This window comes from Bradyrhizobium sediminis (genome assembly GCF_018736105.1).
Lineage (GTDB): Bacteria > Pseudomonadota > Alphaproteobacteria > Rhizobiales > Xanthobacteraceae > Bradyrhizobium.
The window spans coordinates 1,198,582-1,216,730 of sequence record NZ_CP076135.1; the positions used below are offsets into that span (position 1 = coordinate 1,198,582).

General features: G+C 64.6%; 14 protein-coding genes. 6 read left to right on the plus strand and 8 right to left on the minus strand.

Translation table 11 applies throughout. The annotated features are described in order from the left end of the window. Nucleotides 1-3: 3 nt before the first annotated feature. A complete protein-coding gene (locus tag KMZ68_RS05800) occupies nt 4-501 on the plus strand; it encodes a TPM domain-containing protein (protein WP_215605133.1) in 498 nt (165 codons plus the stop codon). A 124-nt stretch (nt 502-625) separates the two neighbouring features. Here KMZ68_RS05800 and KMZ68_RS05805 read toward each other — a convergent pair whose 3' ends face one another. The 3 genes from KMZ68_RS05805 to KMZ68_RS05815 all read right to left on the minus strand — a co-directional run bounded on the left by KMZ68_RS05805 (nt 626) and on the right by KMZ68_RS05815 (nt 2,511). Next, a complete protein-coding gene (locus tag KMZ68_RS05805; RefSeq protein ID WP_215605134.1) occupies nt 626-1,237 on the minus strand; it encodes a glutathione S-transferase family protein in 612 nt (203 codons plus the stop codon). A gap of 93 nt (nt 1,238-1,330) precedes the next feature. After that, nucleotides 1,331-2,143, minus strand: coding sequence for an MBL fold metallo-hydrolase (locus tag KMZ68_RS05810; protein WP_215614894.1), 813 nt, complete (start codon nt 2,141-2,143; stop codon nt 1,331-1,333). Next, entirely contained in the window at nt 2,140-2,511 is a 372-nt protein-coding gene (locus tag KMZ68_RS05815) for a Crp/Fnr family transcriptional regulator (protein WP_215614895.1), read from the minus strand. The genes KMZ68_RS05810 and KMZ68_RS05815 overlap by 4 nt, the downstream gene beginning before the upstream one ends. Before the next feature lie 252 nt (nt 2,512-2,763). On the opposite strand from KMZ68_RS05815, the gene KMZ68_RS05820 reads away from it, so the two are divergent. Together KMZ68_RS05820 and KMZ68_RS05825 are read left to right on the plus strand one after the other, a co-directional pair. Further along, nucleotides 2,764-3,756: a hypothetical protein gene (locus KMZ68_RS05820; protein WP_215614896.1), complete on the plus strand. Its 993-nt coding sequence runs from the start codon at nt 2,764-2,766 to the stop codon at nt 3,754-3,756. A gap of 160 nt (nt 3,757-3,916) precedes the next feature. Next, the gene (locus tag KMZ68_RS05825) at nt 3,917-5,527 is read left to right on the plus strand and encodes a hypothetical protein (RefSeq protein WP_215614897.1); all 1,611 of its coding nucleotides are present in this window, start codon (nt 3,917-3,919) and stop codon (nt 5,525-5,527) included. Between the two features lie 90 nt (nt 5,528-5,617). Here KMZ68_RS05825 and KMZ68_RS05830 read toward each other — a convergent pair whose 3' ends face one another. Both KMZ68_RS05830 and putA read right to left on the minus strand, forming a co-directional pair. Beyond that, on the minus strand, nt 5,618-6,823 hold the full coding sequence (locus KMZ68_RS05830; protein ID WP_215614898.1) for a CaiB/BaiF CoA transferase family protein: 1,206 nt from the start codon (nt 6,821-6,823) through the stop codon (nt 5,618-5,620). 272 nt (nt 6,824-7,095) lie between these two features. After that, complete coding sequence (putA, locus tag KMZ68_RS05835) at nt 7,096-10,101, minus strand: bifunctional proline dehydrogenase/L-glutamate gamma-semialdehyde dehydrogenase PutA (protein WP_371741417.1); 3,006 nt, start codon at nt 10,099-10,101, stop codon at nt 7,096-7,098. Between the two features lie 191 nt (nt 10,102-10,292). Between putA and KMZ68_RS05840 the strand changes: the two genes are divergently transcribed. Next, the gene (locus KMZ68_RS05840; RefSeq protein ID WP_249779535.1) at nt 10,293-10,877 is read left to right on the plus strand and encodes a hypothetical protein; all 585 of its coding nucleotides are present in this window, start codon (nt 10,293-10,295) and stop codon (nt 10,875-10,877) included. Between the two features lie 148 nt (nt 10,878-11,025). Here KMZ68_RS05840 and KMZ68_RS05845 read toward each other — a convergent pair whose 3' ends face one another. The 3 genes from KMZ68_RS05845 to KMZ68_RS05855 all read right to left on the minus strand — a co-directional run bounded on the left by KMZ68_RS05845 (nt 11,026) and on the right by KMZ68_RS05855 (nt 13,706). Then, nucleotides 11,026-11,226 (minus strand): cold-shock protein, encoded by a 201-nt coding sequence (locus KMZ68_RS05845; protein ID WP_029584170.1) that lies wholly within the window; start codon nt 11,224-11,226, stop codon nt 11,026-11,028. Nucleotides 11,227-11,533: 307 nt separating this feature from the next. Then, complete coding sequence (locus KMZ68_RS05850; protein WP_215614899.1) at nt 11,534-11,788, minus strand: hypothetical protein; 255 nt, start codon at nt 11,786-11,788, stop codon at nt 11,534-11,536. Between the two features lie 181 nt (nt 11,789-11,969). Further along, nucleotides 11,970-13,706 carry an adenylate/guanylate cyclase domain-containing protein gene (locus KMZ68_RS05855; RefSeq protein ID WP_215614900.1) on the minus strand — a complete coding sequence of 579 codons (1,737 nt, stop codon included), beginning with the start codon at nt 13,704-13,706 and terminating at the stop codon, nt 11,970-11,972. A 224-nt stretch (nt 13,707-13,930) separates the two neighbouring features. Between KMZ68_RS05855 and KMZ68_RS05860 the strand changes: the two genes are divergently transcribed. Both KMZ68_RS05860 and KMZ68_RS05865 read left to right on the plus strand, forming a co-directional pair. Further along, entirely contained in the window at nt 13,931-15,511 is a 1,581-nt protein-coding gene (locus KMZ68_RS05860; RefSeq protein WP_249779613.1) for a glycosyltransferase family 39 protein, read from the plus strand. Continuing rightward, on the plus strand, nt 15,508-18,147 hold the full coding sequence (locus KMZ68_RS05865) for a caspase family protein (protein ID WP_215614901.1): 2,640 nt from the start codon (nt 15,508-15,510) through the stop codon (nt 18,145-18,147). The genes KMZ68_RS05860 and KMZ68_RS05865 overlap by 4 nt, the downstream gene beginning before the upstream one ends. The last annotated feature ends 2 nt before the right edge of the window (nt 18,148-18,149 follow it).

Genomic DNA, 18,149 nt, shown 5'->3' on the forward strand with positions numbered 1-18,149 from the left:
GATATGGGCATCAGGCGCATCGGCAGGCATCTTGTTGAACATCGCTGGCGGGTACGACGCATTTTCCCGCCGGAGGTGATGGCTTCGATCGAACGCGCGATCAAGGCGGGCGAGGCCACGCATTCCGGGCAGGTTCGCTTCGTCGTGGAGGGCGCGCTCGATGGCGCTCCGTTGTTCCGCGATCAGCCGGCGCGGGAGCGCGCGCTGGATATTTTTTCGCGACTGCGGATCTGGGACACCGCGCACAACAACGGCGTGCTGATCTACCTGCTATTGGCCGATCGCGACTTTGAGATCATCGCCGACCGCGGTATCGACGCCAAGGTCGGCGCCGCCGGCTGGGAAGAAATCTGCAAGGCGATGGAGACCGATTTCAGGGCGGGCAATTTCGCTGGCGGCGTGATCAAGGGGATCGGGGCAGTGTCGCGGCACCTGGCGGCGCATTTCCCGCCGCAAGGGGCGGGCCGCAACGAACTGCCGGATGCGCCGGTGGTGATGTAGGTCTGGCCGTCATTCCGGGGCGCGTCGAGGACGCGAACCTCAGATGTGCAATTGCACATCGGGGAATCTCGAGATTCCAGGCTCGAAGCTTCGCATCGCCCCGGAATGACGATAGTTGAATTTGCTACGCCTTCGCCGACGGCCGCGCGCCAACGCGCGCCATCCATGCCACGATATTGGTGTTGGCGGGATCCAGCGGCTGGCCGACCTGGTTGCCGAATTCGAGCCAGCCGAACAGCAGGACGTCCGCCATCGTGAAGCGCTTGCCGCACAGATATTCCTTGCCTGCCATCTGTTCGTTCAGCCATTTCAGGCGGTTCGCCGCGATCATCTTGAGGCCGGGCGAGGCTTCCGGCGCGACCGGGATCCGCTTTTCGAAGAATTTCAAGGCTTCGCCGAAGCGATAACCCATGGCGAGCGGCTCGCAGATGTTGAGATCGACGCGCCGGGTCCACATCCGGCATTCGGCGCGCTCTTCCGGCGTCGAGCCGATCAGCGCCGGCTTCGGATTCTTCTCTTCGAGATATTCGCAGATCGCGGTGATCTCCGACAGATAGCTGCCGTCATCGAGCTCGAGGGTGGGCATCTGGCCCATCGGATTGCGCTTGAGATGCGGCTCCTGCCGGTTTTCGCCGCCGCGCAGGTCGACGGTCTGCTTGGGGATGTCGATGCCCTTTTCCGCCATGAACATGCGGACAATGCGCGGGTTCGGTCCGACCGAGTCGTAGAATTTCATCAGATATCTCTCCCCATGTTTCTTGTGGCAGCTTCGTTGTTGACTGCTTTTGAGCAGACCGGCGGGCCACTTGTCAAACGGATGGAAGGCGCCTCAGCCGTCGTCGAGCTTGTTGAGGTCGCGCACCGATTGCATGATCGGCTCGAAATTCGAGCGCGCATCAAGCGCGTCGAACAGTTGCGCGGTGTCGGACAACAGCCCGTGCGAACGCTGGATCGCGATCCGGACGTCGTCCTGCGGGGTATCGGACAGCCGGCCGTGTCCGGACAGCAGGATCCTTGAATTCAGACCCTTCAGCCGCTCCAGCGACTGGATGTAGTCGGCGATGCTGCCCGATCCGAACACGCCGCCCATCACCCCGCCGGGCATCAGGGTGTCGGAGGCGAACAACAGTCCCTGGTCCTGATCGAACAGGCTGATGCAGGCCGAGGTGTGGCCCGGCGTGTACATCACGTTGAGGCGGAAATTGCCGAGGTCGATCAGGTTGCCTTCCTCCAGCCAGATATCGATGTTGATCGGCACCGGCGGCTCGTTGAACATTTTGCGCAGCATCGAAAAGTCGTCGCGCAGCATGATCTTGTTGGCGGCCAGCCGGTGCGCGGCGATGATGGTGCGGCCGTGGAAATGATAGGCGGCGCCGATGTGATCGAGATGCTCGTGGCTCAGCACCACCATGTCGATCTTGTCGGGCGGGCAGCCGACATGATGGAGGCATTCCAGCAGCGCCGGATAATTCGACGACAGCCCGACGTCGATCATGACGGTGCGGGACTTGCCGCGCACCAGATAGGCATTGGCGGCGCGGTTCTTGAAGCGGATCTGGTAGACGTCCTCGGCCGCCTGGATCAGCGAACAGATGTCGTTGCTCAGGAGGATCGGAAACGGGCTTGGCTTGCGGTCGCTCATGGGTTGGCGGTCCGGAAGGTGACGGCGTTGGAGGCCCGCAAACGCCTTGAGAGCGCGTCCATGATCATCAGCGCGAACGCCGGCTGCTGGCTGACCAGATAGACGAAGCGGGCGTGGTTGATCCGCATCACCCTTGTGTTGGGGGCTGCGGATATCGCGGTCGCCGAGCGGGCCGAACCGTCGATGACCGCCATCTCGCCGAAGAATTCGCCCTTGCCCAGCGTTACGATGACGGTCTTGCTGGCGCCGTTGATCTTGGCGATGTCGACCTTGCCCTCGAGCACCACGAACAGCTCGCGCCCGGTCGAGCCTTCCTCAAAAATGACGTCATCGACATCAAACTCGTTGATACATTTCTCGATGGCCATGGAGCACCCCCGCCTTCTGGCTGGTCGCTGCCGCCATGTTAGTCGGGAAATGGCGCGGCGCAAACGACGTATCGGGACGGTCCGGGTGGATACTGCAGAGCAACATGAGCCAGGCCCGGACCGCCACCTTCGCCCGCGGGGGCGAAAACCGGCCCCGACGAGTTCCTAAAATTTTCGTAAGGCCCCACCCGGTAACGATTTCGCAAGCAATGAAAGTTACCAAATGGTCAACCTTTACTGGAGATTTCGAACGTGAGCGAACAACAGGCCGAGCAGACCAGCGGTGAATCCGGATCCGTCAGCGCCGGGCCGGCCGCTCTCAACGCGTCCGCGGCGACAGCGCAGGACACGCTGAAGGAAACGCCGAAGGCGGTAACCGAGGTCGAATCTCCCGGTCTCGCGCCCGGGCAGGGCGAAGCCCCCAGGCTGGACGCGGCCAAGGCTGAAACTCCCAAGGCGGAAGCTCCCAAACCCGAAACTCCAAAGGCTGAGGCGCCCAAGGCGGACGCGCCGCGCTCCCCCGGCAAGGTCATGATCATGTCGGCCGGCGACCGCGCCTGGGACGGCAAGGCCAGCGGTCCGGAAATCGAATCCGAGCCGAACGCCGGAATGTTCGGCAAGCGCAGGGTCTCCGCCGTGGCGGCCGTGGTGGCGCTGGCGGCGGTGGCGGGCGCGCTCGGCGGTGCGCTGGCGACTGCGGGTGTGAAGCATTTTGCCGGCGCAGGCTCGACCGCATCGAGCAATCTGGTTCTCGAAGCCTCCGTGGCGCGGATCGATGCCGAACTCCTGGCCCTGAAGGCCGGCGTCGAGCAGACTTCCAAGGCCGGCCTGAGCCAGTACAACAAGACCAGCGACCGTCTCGACAAGGTCGAGAAGGCGCAGGCGGAGCCTGCCGCCAAGCTCGCCAAGCTGAGCGAAGCCGTGGAAAAACTTCGCGCCGTTCCGGTGCCCGTCGCCGCCGCGCCTGTCGCGGCCAGGGACATCACCGGCTCGATCTCGCCCCCGGCGGTCGCGGCGCCCGTTCCATTGCCCGTGCCCAAGCCCGAACTGGCGAGGTTGCCGACGGTCGAAGGCTGGGTGCTGCGCGATGTCGGCAATGGCGGCGCCCTGATCGAGGGACGGCAGGGAATCTTTGAAGTCTATGCCGGCGATCCGGTGCCGGGCCTCGGCCGGATCGATGCGATCCGCAAGCAGGACGGCCGCTGGGTGGTCGTGACCAGCAAGGGCCTCGTCGTCGCGCGCTAGCCCATGATCCCGATCGCTTCACCGCGACGTGAAGCGATCGCCCGACCGGATGTGGATTGCGGCGAGACATGCCGTCCGTTCCTCGGCTATTTTCCCGACCGGAAAGACGCCGCCCGCAAGACGCCTGGAATGAGGTCTCTGACGCGGTGTTTGTCAGGATATGGGCCGCGCGTTGCAATTTTTCATCATCCTTGTCTTGCTGTGCAGCGCCTGGCCTGCGCATGCCGTCGAAGGCGCGGCGCTGGAGCGCGGCGCCGCGGTCACCGATCCCCTGGCATTGCGCGAACTCGATCTCCGTGAGCACCGGTCGGACCGGCCCGACCGCGCCGGATTCGGTTTGCGTCCGTTGGTCGCGCCGGCAGGATCGGCCGCCGCTCCCATCCTCAACGATGAGCTGTTCGCCTTGCCGTCGATGGCTCCGGTCCGCCGGGCGCTCGATGGTGAATTCGAGCGTTATGTGGCGCGCCATCGTGCCAGTCTGCCGGGAGAAACCATCGGCGTCGGTACGTCCCATGACTGGCAGATGTTCGATCGCGACCTGCTCTATTCCCGTCGCTCGCGGTTCGTGCTGGCAGGCATCGTCAACCGGATGGACCGGGCCTATGTGTCGCCGGAAACCTGCGGCGAGATACGGCTGATCTACCGGCTCACGCGCGCAGGCGATGCGGAGGCAGTCGAGAACGCGCAATCGTTACGGCTGCCGATGACGTTGAACGTGGTGCTGCGGGCGAAGGGGGAGAAGAAACCGGTTCCCGGCGGTATCGCCATCACCTGCAAGGAGATCGCCCGGCGCTGGCTCGCTTCGGCCGAATGGCAACAGACCGGCGCAGAATTTGCGATCAGGCTGATGTCGGCGGGCGGGCCGCTCGAATTCATCGAACCTGCCGATGTCGACCGTATCGAGACCAATCTTCAGATCGCCCATGCGCCGAAATCGCCGGTGCGCGATTTCCGCACCGATTATCTGTTGAAGGTGTTTCGCTTCGATCCGAAGGCGCGCGTGTTCGAGGAAGCACCGATGGAAAACCAGATCGATCGCGAGCGGATTTTGGCCGACCGGAATCTCGCGCATGACTTCAAGGCCTGGCTGCTCGATCCCAGACGTTTCAATGAATTCGATCGCGGCACGGTTCTGATACCCGAACGGTTTCTGGCCAAGGCGGCGATCGCCGCCACGCCCGCCGGTTTTGATCCGTCGGAACTGCAGCCGGCGTTCGGCCTGGTGCAGGGCGAGGGCGCCACAACGCCCCCCGTGTTCAGCGAAAGCGACGTCGTTGCTGCGCTCAGGAAAGTCGCGGAAGTCGGGGTGACGCCCGCCAACATCCGCTCGGTGGCCGGATTCGCGCGCCGGCTGAACGATGTCACCTGTTCGGGTTGTCATCAGACGCGCGGTATCGGCGGCTTCCATTTCCCGGGTGTCGACTGGATGGCGGCCCAACCCTCGAACGCGACGGTCGTTCCGGCGTCGCCGCATTTCTTCGGCGATCAGATTCGCCGCCGCGATATTCTCAACTCGGTCAAATGGGGCAGCAGCCCGGATTATTCGCGGGGTTTTTCCGAGCGCCCGCAACTGCGCACGAGGTCGGAATTTCTGGGAGAACTCGCGGGCACCGGCTATTACGACGGCTGGGGCGCGCATTGTTACCAGCAAAGCGCGAAGGCCGCCGACAACGACCCGAGCTTCCGCGCCTGGACCTGCGCCAGGGGTCTCGCCTGCCAGCCTGCGGGCAAGACCTCGCGGATCGGGATGTGCTTCGTCGGGAGCCGCTAGTCTAGCGAAATCGGGTGATCCAGTATCCGAGAGACCTCAGCGATGGAATCGATGGGCCGCGGTGTACTGGATCGCTGACCCCCGAGTCCTTCACGCCACCGCGCCGGACGCCCGCAATTGCCGGATCGCCGCATCATCGTAGCCCGCCTGGCGCAAAATCTCGTCGCTGTGCTCTCCGATCCCCGGCGGCTTGCGCGGCTGGACCTTCTTGCTGCCGTCGACCCAGATCGGGCTGCTGATGGTCAGCATGGTGTCGTTCTCGAACGGCACCAGCACCTCGTTGTCCAGCATCTGCCTGTCGTTGGGGATGTCGTCGAGGATGCCGACCACGCCGAACACCAGGCCGTTGCCGTCGAGGATCTGCCGCCATTCGGCGAGGGTCCTGGTGGCGAAGATCTCGTCGAATATCCTGATCAGCTCCAGCGAACGCGCGTGCCGGCCGGGCTTGGTGGCGAACCTCTCGTCGGTGATGAAATCCTCCCGGCCGATGCAGCGCGCCAGCGCCGGCCATTGCCGCTCCTCGTTGAGCAGCGACAGGATGATCCAGCGTCCGTCCTTGCATTTATAGTGATTGGTGACCGCGTTGAGTGCGTGCTCGCGCGAGCGGCGCTCGCCGAATTTCGCGCCGCAGAGCTTGGCCTGCGCCAGCACCGAGGCGGCCCAGACGCCGTTGGCCATCAGGTTGGAGCTGACATGCGAGCCTTTGCCGGTGCGCTCGCGCTTGTAGAGCGCGGTGACGATGGCGCCGTAAAACGCCATCGCGCAGGGGTGGTCGCCCATGCCGGCGACCGAGCGCGCCGGCGTGGTGTTTTCATCCGCGCGCACCAGATCCATCAGGCCCGAGCGCGCCCAATAGGCATTGCTGTCGAAGCCGGGCTTGTTGGCCTCTTCGCCCTTTTCGCCGTAGCCGGTGAACGACGCGTAGATCAGCCGCTCGTTGAGCGGGGCCAGCTGGGCATGGGTCAGTCCGAGCCGTTCGCGCACCGCGGGCGGAAAATTGGTGATGAAGACGTCGGCCTCGGCCGCGAGGCGATGCAGCACCGCCTGGCCTTCCGGCTTCGAGAGATCGAGCGCGAGGCTCTTCTTGTTGCGGGATTCCAGCAGCCACGCGAAATTATGCTGGCTTGCGGGATAGCCCGGCAGGTTCGGCAGGTTGCGGTAGGGATCGCCGGAACCCGGCGGTTCGATCTTGATTACGTCGGCGCCGAAGTCGGACAGCACGGTCGCGGCCGCGGGCGCTGCGATGAAACTCGCGCAATCCAGAACCTTGAGGCCCTCGAAAATGCCTTTTTCCATCATGCCGTCGCTCCCGTGCCTTTGTTGGTTTTGTCCGTGTGCTGGAATTATTGCTGCGATCGATCAGGATCGAACGCCATTTGAACCATGTTGGGTGGGCGATGCAACGGGCTGTGAGCGTCATTCCGGGGCGATGCGAAGCATCGAACCCCGTATCTCGAGATTCCCCGATGTGCAATTGCACATCTGAGGTCTGGTGCTAACGCACCATCCCGGAATGACGGGAGTGGATTGCTTCGTCGCGTGCGCTCCTCGCAATGACGGAAATTCTTCTAATCCCCATCCGACATCAGCGCCGCATTGCCGCCGGCCGCCGCCGTATTCACGGTCACCGTCTGTTCGGTCGCAAATCGCGCCAGGTAATGCGGCCCGCCGGCCTTGGGGCCGGTGCCGGACAGGCCATGGCCGCCGAACGGTTGCACGCCGACCACGGCGCCGATCATGTTGCGGTTGACGTAGATGTTGCCGACCTGGAGCCGGTCGATCACATCCTCGATGGTATCGTCGATCCGCGAGTGAATGCCGAGCGTGAGCCCGTAGCCGGAGCGCTCGACCGATTGCAGCACGGCATCGAGCCGGTCCGCTGGATAGCGCACCATATGCAGCACCGGTCCGAACACTTCCTCGGTCAGTTGATCCGCGCTCGACAGTTCGAAGATGTGCGGCGCGACGTAGTTGCCGTCGGGAGCGGCGCCGGCAAAATGCACGCGGGCTTCTCGCTTCATGCGCGCGATATGCGCCTCCAGCCGCTGCTTCGCCTCGGCATCGATCACCGGCCCGACATGGGTGGCCGGGTCGCGCGGGTCGCCGATTGCCAATTCGCGGGCGGCGCCCGCTATCATCTCGATCATGCGGTCGGCGACGTCGTCTTGCACGAACAGGAGGCGCAGCGCCGAGCAGCGCTGGCCAGCCGAGCGGAATGCCGAGGTCACGACGTCGTCGGCGACCTGCTCGGGCAGCGCTGTCGCATCGACGATCATCGCATTGATGCCGCCGGTCTCCGCGATCAGCGGCACGATCGGGCCGTCCTTGGCGGCAAGCCGGCGATTGATCGACCGCGCGACCTCGGTCGAGCCGGTGAAGACGACGCCGGCGACGCCTTCATGCGCGACCAGCGCGGCGCCGATGCTGCCGTCGCCGGGAAGCAGATGCAGCGCCGAGGTAGGCACGCCGGCCTCGTGCAGCAGGCGAACCGCTTCGGCCGCGATCAGCGGTGTCTGTTCGGCGGGTTTTGCCAATACCGCATTGCCGGCCATCAGGGCGGCCGTGACCTGGCCGACAAAGATCGCCAGCGGAAAATTCCACGGGGAGATCGCGACGAAGACGCCGCGACCGCGCAGCCGCAAGCGATTGCTCTCGCCGGTCGGTCCCGGCAAGGTTTTGTCATGGCCAAGCAGTTCGCGGCCCTCGGCGGCGTAGTAACGGCAGAAATCGACCGCCTCGCGGACTTCCGAAAGCGCGTCGTCGAGGGTCTTGCCACCCTCGCGCTGCAACAGCGCGATGAAATGCGCGGCTCTCTGCTCCAGCAGGCTGGCGGCCTGTTCGAGAAGTCTCGCGCGACGATCCGCCGGCGTCCGGCTCCAGTGCTTGAATCCCTCGCGCGCGGCGGACATCGCGGCATCCACCTGTTCCGGCGTCGCATCGACGATGCTTCCCGCTTCAAGGGTAACCTCCGCAGCGACGGCCGAAACCAACTCGCTCAAGGCCGCCCGATCGCCGAACTCGATGCCGCGCGAATTTTGCCGCTGCGGCCGATAGAGATCGCGGGAAGCGCGAATATTCGGATGCCGCGCGTTGCCGGCTGCGCCGATGATATCGGCCGGGCGGCGCAGCAGCGTGGCCACCGGCACGGCATCATCGGCTGCGACCGCCACGAAGGAAGAATTGGCGCCGTTCTCCAGCAGCCGCCGCACCAGATAGGCCAGCAGATCGCGGTGGCTGCCGACCGGGGCGTAGGTGCGACAAGCGATCCTGGGGCGATCCTCGCGCAATTGCGCATACAGTGCCTCGCCCATGCCGTGCAGACGCTGAAACTCGAATCCGTCTTCACCGCCGGCCAGTTCGAGGACGGTCGCCACCGTCAGCGCATTGTGGGTGGCGAATTGCGGGAAGACGCGCCGCCGCAGCGCCAGCAGTTTTTGCGCGCAGGCCACGTAATTCAGGTCGGTCATGGCCTTGCGGGTAAACACCGGATAGCCGTCGAGGCCGCGCTCCTGCGCGCGCTTGATCTCGGTGTCCCAATAGGCGCCCTTGACCAGCCGCAGCATCATCCGCCGGTTCAGCGCGCGTGCCAGTTCGTCGGCATAGGCGATCACCGCCTCGGCGCGCTTCTGATAGGCCTGGATCGCCAGCCCAAAACCGTCCCAGCCCTTCAGCGAGGCGTCGCTGAACGCGGCTGCGATCACCTCGAGCGACAGCTCCAGCCGGTCGGCTTCCTCGGCATCGACGGTGAAATTCAGGTCGAAGCCGCGGGCGCGGCGCGCCAGATCGATCAGCCGCGGCACCAGTTCCGCCATCACCCGCCGTCTGCTCACGGCATCGAAGCGCGGATGCAGCGCCGAGAGCTTGACCGAGATGCCCGGCCGGTCGGGCAGCGGCCGGTCATCGGCGGCGCGGCCGATGGTCTCGATCGCGCTCGCATAGGAATTGAAATAGCGCTCGGTGTCGGCGGCGGTGCGCGCGCCTTCGCCGAGCATGTCGAAGGAGTAGCGCGTGGCAAGGGAGGCATGCGCCCGCGCCAGCGCAGCCTCGATGGTTTCGCCCAGCACGAAATGGCTGCCCATCAGCCGCATCGCCTGCCGGGTGGCGGCGCGCACCGCGGGAATCCCGAGCCGCTTGGCGAGGCGCCCGATCGTGCCTTGCGGGGTTTCGCCGGGCTGTATGACGCGCGCCGACATCCCCAGCGCCCATGCCGAGGCATTGACCAGGAACGCGCTGGACCTGGTCTCGTGGTGGATGAAGTCGCCCTGGCCGAGCTTGTCCTCGATGAACTGGTCGGCGGTGCGGCTGTCCGGCACGCGCAGCAGGGCTTCCGCCAGCACCATCAGAGCCAGCCCCTCCTTGGTGGAGAGCGCGAATTCGCGAAGCATGTCCTCGACGCCGCCGAGCCGGTCGTCATTGGCGCGGATGGCGCCGATCAGGTTCGTCGCAGTGCGGTCGATCCGCGCGTCCTGTTCCGCGCTCAACTTGGCCGTTGCGAGCAGCCGCTCGGCGATGGCGCCGTCGTCCGGCGCGTAGGCCGCCTCAAAGGACGGAAGGGGTAGGGGTTCCAATGCCATGACCACGCGACCTGAAGATTTCCGGGTGCTATCATGCAGCCGATCTTGGCACCGTGGAACCGCTGCATTAGTTTTCGCGGGATTTTTCGGTTTGAACCTGGCAGACGATGGCGCTGACGGAGAGGCGGAAACGATCCGGCCGACCGGGCAAGACCTCGGGGTTTTGCAGTTCAGCCGCATGTCTTCTGGGTTTGGCGTTTACCGCTGTCCCGCCAGCAACGGCGGCGGAACTGAGCGCGCCGGTCGCGGCGCTCTACAGCACGGTGTCGATTTTTCCTCCCACGGCGCAGCGCATGACGGTTTGCTACGGCTTCGTGTGCCGGCGCCGCGAGATACTCGATTTCACCGCCAACGACCGCAACGCCCTGACGCAGATCATGGCGGCGGGCCGCGGCTCGGCCGCGGCGGAACGGGCGGCGGTGCAGAAGGCGGTGGTCTGGTTCGATCGCCGCATGGGGCCGATCCTCGGAACCGACAGACGCGTCGCCAAGGCGGATTTCCGCTACTTCGACGACAAGCACAATTACGATTGCTGGGACACCACCCGCAACACCACCAGCCTGCTGCTGGTGCTGCAGCAATGGGGCCTGCTCAAGCATCACGCGATCGGCGACCCGCGTTACCGGGGCAACGCGCTGGTGCTGCAGACGCCGCACAACACTGCGGTGCTGGTCGACCGCGCGACCCGGGTCGAATGGGTCGTCGACATGTGGCCGCGCGGCTACGCGCAACTGCCGGATGTCATGACGGTTGAAAAATGGGTCAAGGAAGATTGAGCGAACCAGCGCGTTCTGCGCCGATTCCAATTCGCGCAAGAGCGATGTCCGCTCCTGCCCATTGCACTCGGTTCTTTTGAGATGTTCTTGAAAGTCTCACTCCCGGATTACGTCCGAGAGTGCGCTGTTGCGGACCGCGCTCCCAGCCTCAAACCTTGAGGTTTTCGGCCGAGGTCTTGCCGCGATTGGCAACCTCTTCGTATTCCACCGTCTGTCCTTCGTTGAGCGAGGAAAGGCCAGCTTTCTCGACCGCCGAAATATGAACGAAAACGTCTTTGCCGCCACTCGAGGGCTGGATGAATCCAAAACCCTTGGTCGCGTTGAACCACTTCACGGTACCCTTAGCCATCACGTCGTCTCCGCGGGATCAAAAAATAAAAACGGGCCGCCGGTCCCCGCAAACCGGCATGCCCGCGAAGCTACGATACGCCGGATGGGGCAGGCTTGATAGCTCAAACCTCATCCCGATTTTGGGGGAAAACGATCGATATCGCGGTGCATTCGCGCATTTTGCCGGTTCTTCGACCATTTGAAGCGACGAAATACCGGTGATTACAAATTTACCGGTTTGACCGAATTACGAAGAGAACGGCCAAAACAGGAAACCCCGGCCGCATGTGGCGACCGGGGATTCCGGATCGAAACCGAAGTTCCGATCACCAGGCGCAGACGTTCACGACGCGGAAGCGGTAGCCGAAGGGGGTCCAGACGCGGCGGGTCTGGTAGCATCCGCCGTCGCCGTAGCCATAGCCGCTACCGATGAAGCCGATGCCGAAGCCAAGACCGTGGTGGTGGTGATGATGATGGAAGCCCCATCCGCCGCCGCCGCCGGCAGAAGCCGCGGTGGGAGCCAGCGCCATCGCGCTGAGGGAAGCTGCGGCAACGAGGGCGAGAGAGAGTTTGCGAAGCATTGGTCGTTCTCCTGAATGTGCGCCGTGGCGCGGGTTGATCGTTTCGGTTTCAGTCTTACCCATCGCACATCAGTCGCGGCCCTCGGGAGCGCGGTTCGAGAAAACAGCATGTGGCTCGGAGACAATTTCCTGAACGACTATTCAGGTGTGAAAAACATCACACAGCGATGCCGCGCGGCGATCAGGCCGCGATAGCGTTCAATTCATTAACCAACGCAGACAGCGTCTTTGCATCAGCGACGGCGCGGACGATCATCGGCTCGGCACGGCCGCGGATCGTGACCTCCTGCTGCGGCAGGCTATCTGCCGCAAGGCCGCCGGTGACGCGAACTTCTTCCGAAATGACGGCCTCGCAGGCGAGGGACTTCGTCATATCCTGCAGCCGTGCGGCGACGTTGACGGCGTCGCCGAGCGCGGTGAACACCATGTGATCGCGGTAGCCGATGTCGCCGATGATCACCTCGCCGCCGTGAATGCCGATGCCGAAGCGGATCGGCTCATGCAGGTCGTGGCTGAGGAACTGATTCAATTCGTCGATATTGGCAGCGATCAGGCTCGCGGCCCTGAGCGCCTGTCGGCAGGCGGTTTGCGGATCCGTCCCGAGTCCGAACAGCGCCAGCTGTCCGTCGCCGACGAACTGATTGGGCTGACCGCCGCATTCCATCACCGCCTGCGAGACCGCGCCGAGGAAGCGGTTGACGATGAAGACGGTGTCGAACGGCAGCCGCTTTTCCGCGAGCTTGGTCGAGCCGCGCATGTCCACGAACATGCTGACGAGATAGCGTTCCTCGCCGATGCGGGACGGACTTGAGGTCCGCAAGGTCGCCGCCGTGATCTGCGGCAGGAAGATCTGGAAGAAGGATAGATCGGCCTCCGGCCTGAGCTGGCAGGCGAGGCGGATGGCAGGGTCCGCGCCGGCCCCGACGCGGTTCAGCACGAACACCTCGCGCTTGGAGGGCTCCGGCAGCGAGGCGCAGTCGCCGATCACGCGAATGCGACAGGTGGAGCAGCGAGCGCGCCCGCCGCACACGCTGGCATGCGGGACATTATTGCGCAGGCTGGCCTCGAGCACGCTGAGACCCTTCGGCACGCGAACCGTCTTGCCATTGCCGTAGGACAGGCTGACCATGCCGGCCCGGCGTTCGTTGATGGCGCGGACGCCCCTTGCCAGCATCACGAATCCCAACAGGCCGAGATAGCCGATCAGGAAATAATCCTCGATGCTCTTCAGTACGGATTGTTCGGCTTGGGTGCCGACCTGCCGGGGCGAGAGATTTTCCGCCCTCCATTCCTTGCTATCGTTGTCGACGACGGTTCGCCCGGCCTGATAGAGCCCGAGCATGGCCAGCGCCGGAACCAGCACCGCTGCCGCAAGCAGAAACGGCGCCGCGTTCCTGTAGAACGCTTTCATGCGCAGCCAGAAATAGAGACCGATGCAGCCGTGGACCCAGGCGACGGTCATGACCGCAAGCATCAGCCAGATCTTGTATGGCCACACGATCCAGTACGCAAAAAGCACCTGCGGATAAAGCTTTTCGTGCCCGAACAGCGTCTGGCCGAGCCGCACGCCGGCAATGTGGGTGATGATGAGCGCCGGAATGCTCAGGCCGAGCACGAGCTGCAGCGGCTCGATCGCCTTCCAGCGGAATTGCCGGCGCTCGTAAAGCGCCCAGAGGCCGAGACCGGCATGGACCAGTGCCGCGGTGTAAAACAACATGGCGACCGGGAGAAATTGCCACAACAGGGTATGGTAATAGACCCCATCGGCCATCGCCTCCATCGAGATATTGCCGAGCGCATGATTGAGGAAGTGGCTGACCAGATAGGCGAACAATACCAGTCCGCAGCAGAGCCGGATTTGCCGGACGCTGATGCCGCGGACGAATTTCATGAGCGCTTCCGGGGATAATGAGGCCATCTGGTCCTGTCGATTAATCCTGCGGTTCTGCCGATGTTGCCGATGTTAGTGGGGGAACGGCCCGGACGCCATGGGGAGTTGATGTCGAAGCTGCTGCAAGTTGACACCCCCACCGGAGTCGGGGAGAAAGCGCCGTGATGATCACCCCGCCCGATCAGGCCAGCGCCAGGCCGGCCAGTCCTGCCTCCCGGCAACTGCTTGCGGTTGCCGCCGCCATCGTGGCGATGACGGCGCTGCGGTTGATCTACGCAAGCGCGATCGATCTACGTACCGACGAGGCCTATTACTGGACCTGGTCGAAGGAGGGCGCGCTGTCCTTCCTCGATCATCCCCCCGTCATTGCGTGGTTCATCCGCTTCGGCACCGCCATCTTCGGCGACACTAATCTGGGCGTGCGGTTTGCCGGCATCGTGGCGATGCTGGTCACACAGCTCCTGCTTGCCGATATCGTCCGGCGCGTGACCCATGATGTCCGCGCGGTCGCGCTGGTGCTGCTGATGCCGGAGGCGGCACTCTATTACGGGCTGTTGATGGCCAAGGTCTCGCCCGATGTGGCGCTGATTCCGTTTGCGGTGGCGATGATCTGGGCGCTGGTGCGGCTCACCGAGAGCAATGATGCGCGCTGGTGGTTGGCCGCAGGCGTCTTCGCCGGGTTGGCGCTGTCGTCGAAATTCACCGCCGGAATGCTGCTTCCGGCGGCCGCGGCCTTCATGCTGGTGCCGAAATGGCGCGGCCGCTGGCTGGCGAGCCCGTATCCGTGGCTCGCGGCGCTGATTGCGGTCGTGGTGTTTCTGCCGGTCCTGATCTGGAACTATCAGCACGACTGGGCCTCGTTCCGGTTTCAGCTGGTGCGCGCCACCGCGACCCATGAATTGTCGCTCCGTACCGTCGGGGACTATATCGGGCTGCAGTTCGGGCTGGTCGGGTTCATCCTGCTGCCGGTGGTTTTGTCGGGCGTGGCGCTGACGGCGTGGCGGGGATATCGCCGCGGCGATGCGGTGGCGATTCTGCTGTCGACCGCCGTGATCGTTCCGTTCGGTTACTTCTTCTGGAAATCGCTGTCCTTGAGGGTCGGCGATACCTGGCCGATGTTTATGTGGCCGGCCGGATTTGCCGCCACGGCCATCAATATCGCGATGCTGCCGCGCGACGGTTTTCCGGCATGGATGATCCAGTCAACGATTGCCTGGGCGAAGGTGGCGGTCGCCTCCGGGGTCGTCTTCGTCATTGCGGTCTTCCTCTATTACGTCGTCGCTCCCTGGAATTTTATCGGCCGGGCCGACCCGATCGGCGGCGAGGCGGGCTATGAGCAGGTGGTCGAGCGCGCGCAGGCGCAATTGCAGAAGACCGGCGCGACCTGGATCGCCACCACGGACTACCGGACCTACGCCATGCTGCGCTGGTTCTTCAAGGACCGCGTCCCCGTCGTCCAGATCAACGAGCGCGGCAGGTTCGAAGGCTTTCGCGATCCCGGCATGAATGCGATCCGCGGCCACGCCGGCCTCTATGTCGGACGCGAGCCCGACAACACCAGCCCGGTATGGCGGTCGACGACCGCGATCAGGGAGCCGCTCGAACGGGTCGAGCGCAGCTGGCGCGGCATCGTGATGGACACCTACGCGCTGGAAAAGCTCACCGGTTGGACGCCCGAGCTTTCGCCGCCAAGGGACTCGCCGCTCTATCGCCCGCGGGTGCTGGCAGGCGGTGATCAGCCGCCCGCCTTATTTCTGACCGCTTCCATTCAGACCTCGTTCAGTGGCAAGCTTGGTAATCTGCATCGGCTCCTTATCGCGGGTTTCTCATGAAGCATCAGCGCAAATTCGTATTGGTCTTGTTCTCGGTGCTTCTTTTCTGGGATTTGGCCTTGGCCGGTGCCCATGCGGCGGAAACGCGCATCGCGCTGGTCGTCGGCAACGCAAATTACTCAGCGGGAGCCCTTCCGACACCCGCCAACGATGCCGGTTTGATCGCGCAAACCCTTCAGGCTGCCGGCTTCGACGTGGTCGGGGTTCGCGACCTCGATCAGGATTCCCTGCGCAAGACGTTCCGGGATTTTATCGCCAAGGTCTCCGCGGCAGGCCCCGATACGGTGTCATTCGTCTACCTCAGCGGCTACGGATTGCAGCTGGAAGGTGAAAACTACTTTGTGCCGACGGACGCGAACATTGCACGTGATGCGAATGTCTCCTCCGAGGCGTTACGCATTTCGGACTACACCAAACCGCTTGCAGCTCTCGGCATCAAGGCGAGTATCATCGTTCTTGACGGGGCTCGGGCCAATCCTTTCGCCAAATCCGGCCCCCCGCTGGCGGGCGGTTTGGCCCTTGTCGAGCCGGATCCCGGAACATTGATCGCCCTCAACGCGGCGCCTGGAACGGTTGCGCAGAACGAGGCCGGTCCGTACTCATCCTATGCCCAGGCTCTTGCAGAGATGATGCGCGAGGGCGGCCTTCCGGTGACAGATCTGTTCAACCGGATCCGGCTTCGGGTGAACGAGATCACCAAGGGCGCGCAAGTGCCATGGAATGCTTCAAAGCTGCAGGCGCCGTTCTACTTCTTCGAGCGGGCGCCGGATGCGCCTCCGCCCCAGGTTTCGCCCGAACAGACCTCAACGATCCGCTCGAAGCCGATCCGTGATCTTGACGCGCGGGATGCCTATCTCGCGGCGCTCGATCGCGACAATCTGCAGGACTATGAAAACTTCCTCGTTGCCTATCCCAACGATCCGATGGCACGCCGCGTGCGGGCGATTGTTGCCGCCCGCCGCGAGGCCATAACGTGGCGGCGCAGCCGGAGCGTCGATACGCCGGCCGCTTACTGGTCGTATCTGCGCCGTTATCCGAACGGCTTCCACGCCAATGATGCGCGGCGCCGGCTGGCATATTTGACGGCCGCGCTCGAGCCGCCGCCGAGATTCGAAATCATCAGCTACGACGTGCCGCCGCCGCCGCCGGAAGAGATCATTTACGTGGAACGGCCGGTGCTGGTTTTCGACGATCCGGATTTCGGATTTGCGCCGCCGCCGCCACCGCCGGTATTCTTTCTGCCGCCGCGACCGGTCTATTTCGTGGAATTGGCTCCGCCGCCACCGCCGGTCTATGCCTATGTGCTTCCCGTTCCGGTTTACGTGCCGGTACCGGTGTGGGTCAATCCGCCGCGATACGTCGCGCCGCCGCCGAATAACGTCATCTACAACAACATCCACAACACGGTTATCGTCAACAACACGACCAATACCGTGACGGTTACCAAGCCAGGCGGACAGACCCAGACACTCACACCGCCGGCGCCACCCCCCGCGTCTCAGCCGCAGTCGCCTGTTGCCGGCGGAAAAATTGCTCCCGCCGGCGGGGGTGCTGCCGCTTTGCTCGCACCTGCGCTGCCACCATCGGTGGCGCCAAAAGCGATCCCGGTTCAGACGACGACCCCGCCAGGCACGCCATCTCCCGGCGCACCGCCGGTAATCGGCAAGCCTCCGGTCGCGGGTCAGCCGCTGGCTACTCCTTCTCCTTCGCCGCCTGGGCAAACGGCTCTTCCGGGGCCGGCGCCGAAATCGCTGACAGGACAGCCGCTGCCTGGCGCCGGCAGTCAACCGCTGCCGCCGGTAAGCGGCAAGCCACCGGTCGCGGGTCAACCGCTGCCTTCTCCCTCGGCTTCCCCTGCGCCGGGGCAAACGACTCTCCCTGGGCAAGCACCGAAATCGCTGACAGGACAACCGCTGCCCGGCGCTGGCGGTCAGCCGCTGCCGCCGGTAAGCGGCAAGCCACCGGTCGCGGGTCAGCCGCTGCCTTCTCCTTCGGCTTCCCCTGCGCCGGGGCAAACGACTCTCCCCGGGCAAGCGCCGAAATCGCTGACAGGACAACCGCTGCCCGGCGCTGGCGGTCAACCGCTGCCGCCAGTAAGCGGCAAGCCACCAGTCGCAGGTCGGCCGCTGGCTACTCCTTCGCCTTCTTCCCCGCAGCCTGGGCAAGCGCCGAAATCGCTGACAGGACAACCGCCGCCCGGAGTTGGCGGTCAACCGCTGCCGAAGCCACCTGCGGTTACACCGCCAACTTCGCCACCGCCGCCTGTGGTGCGCGCGCCACCGCCACCGCCGCCTGTGGTGCGCGCGCCACCGCCACCGCCGCCTGTGGTGCGCGCGCCGCCGCCACCGCCGCCGGTGGTGCGCGCGCCGCCGCCACCGCCTCCTGTGGTGCGAGCGCCACCGCCACCGCCGCCGGTGGTGCGCGCGCCGCCGCCACCGCCGCCTGTGGTGCGCGCGCCACCGCCACCGCCGCCGGTGGTGCGCGCGCCGCCGCCACCGCCTCCTGTGGTGCGAGCGCCACCGCCACCGCCTCCTGTCGTGCGTGCGCCACCACCGCCGCCTCCGGTTGCACGACCAGCCCCGCCCGCGGCAGGAAAGCCGTGCGTACTTCCGAACGGTCAACCCTGTCCTCGATGACT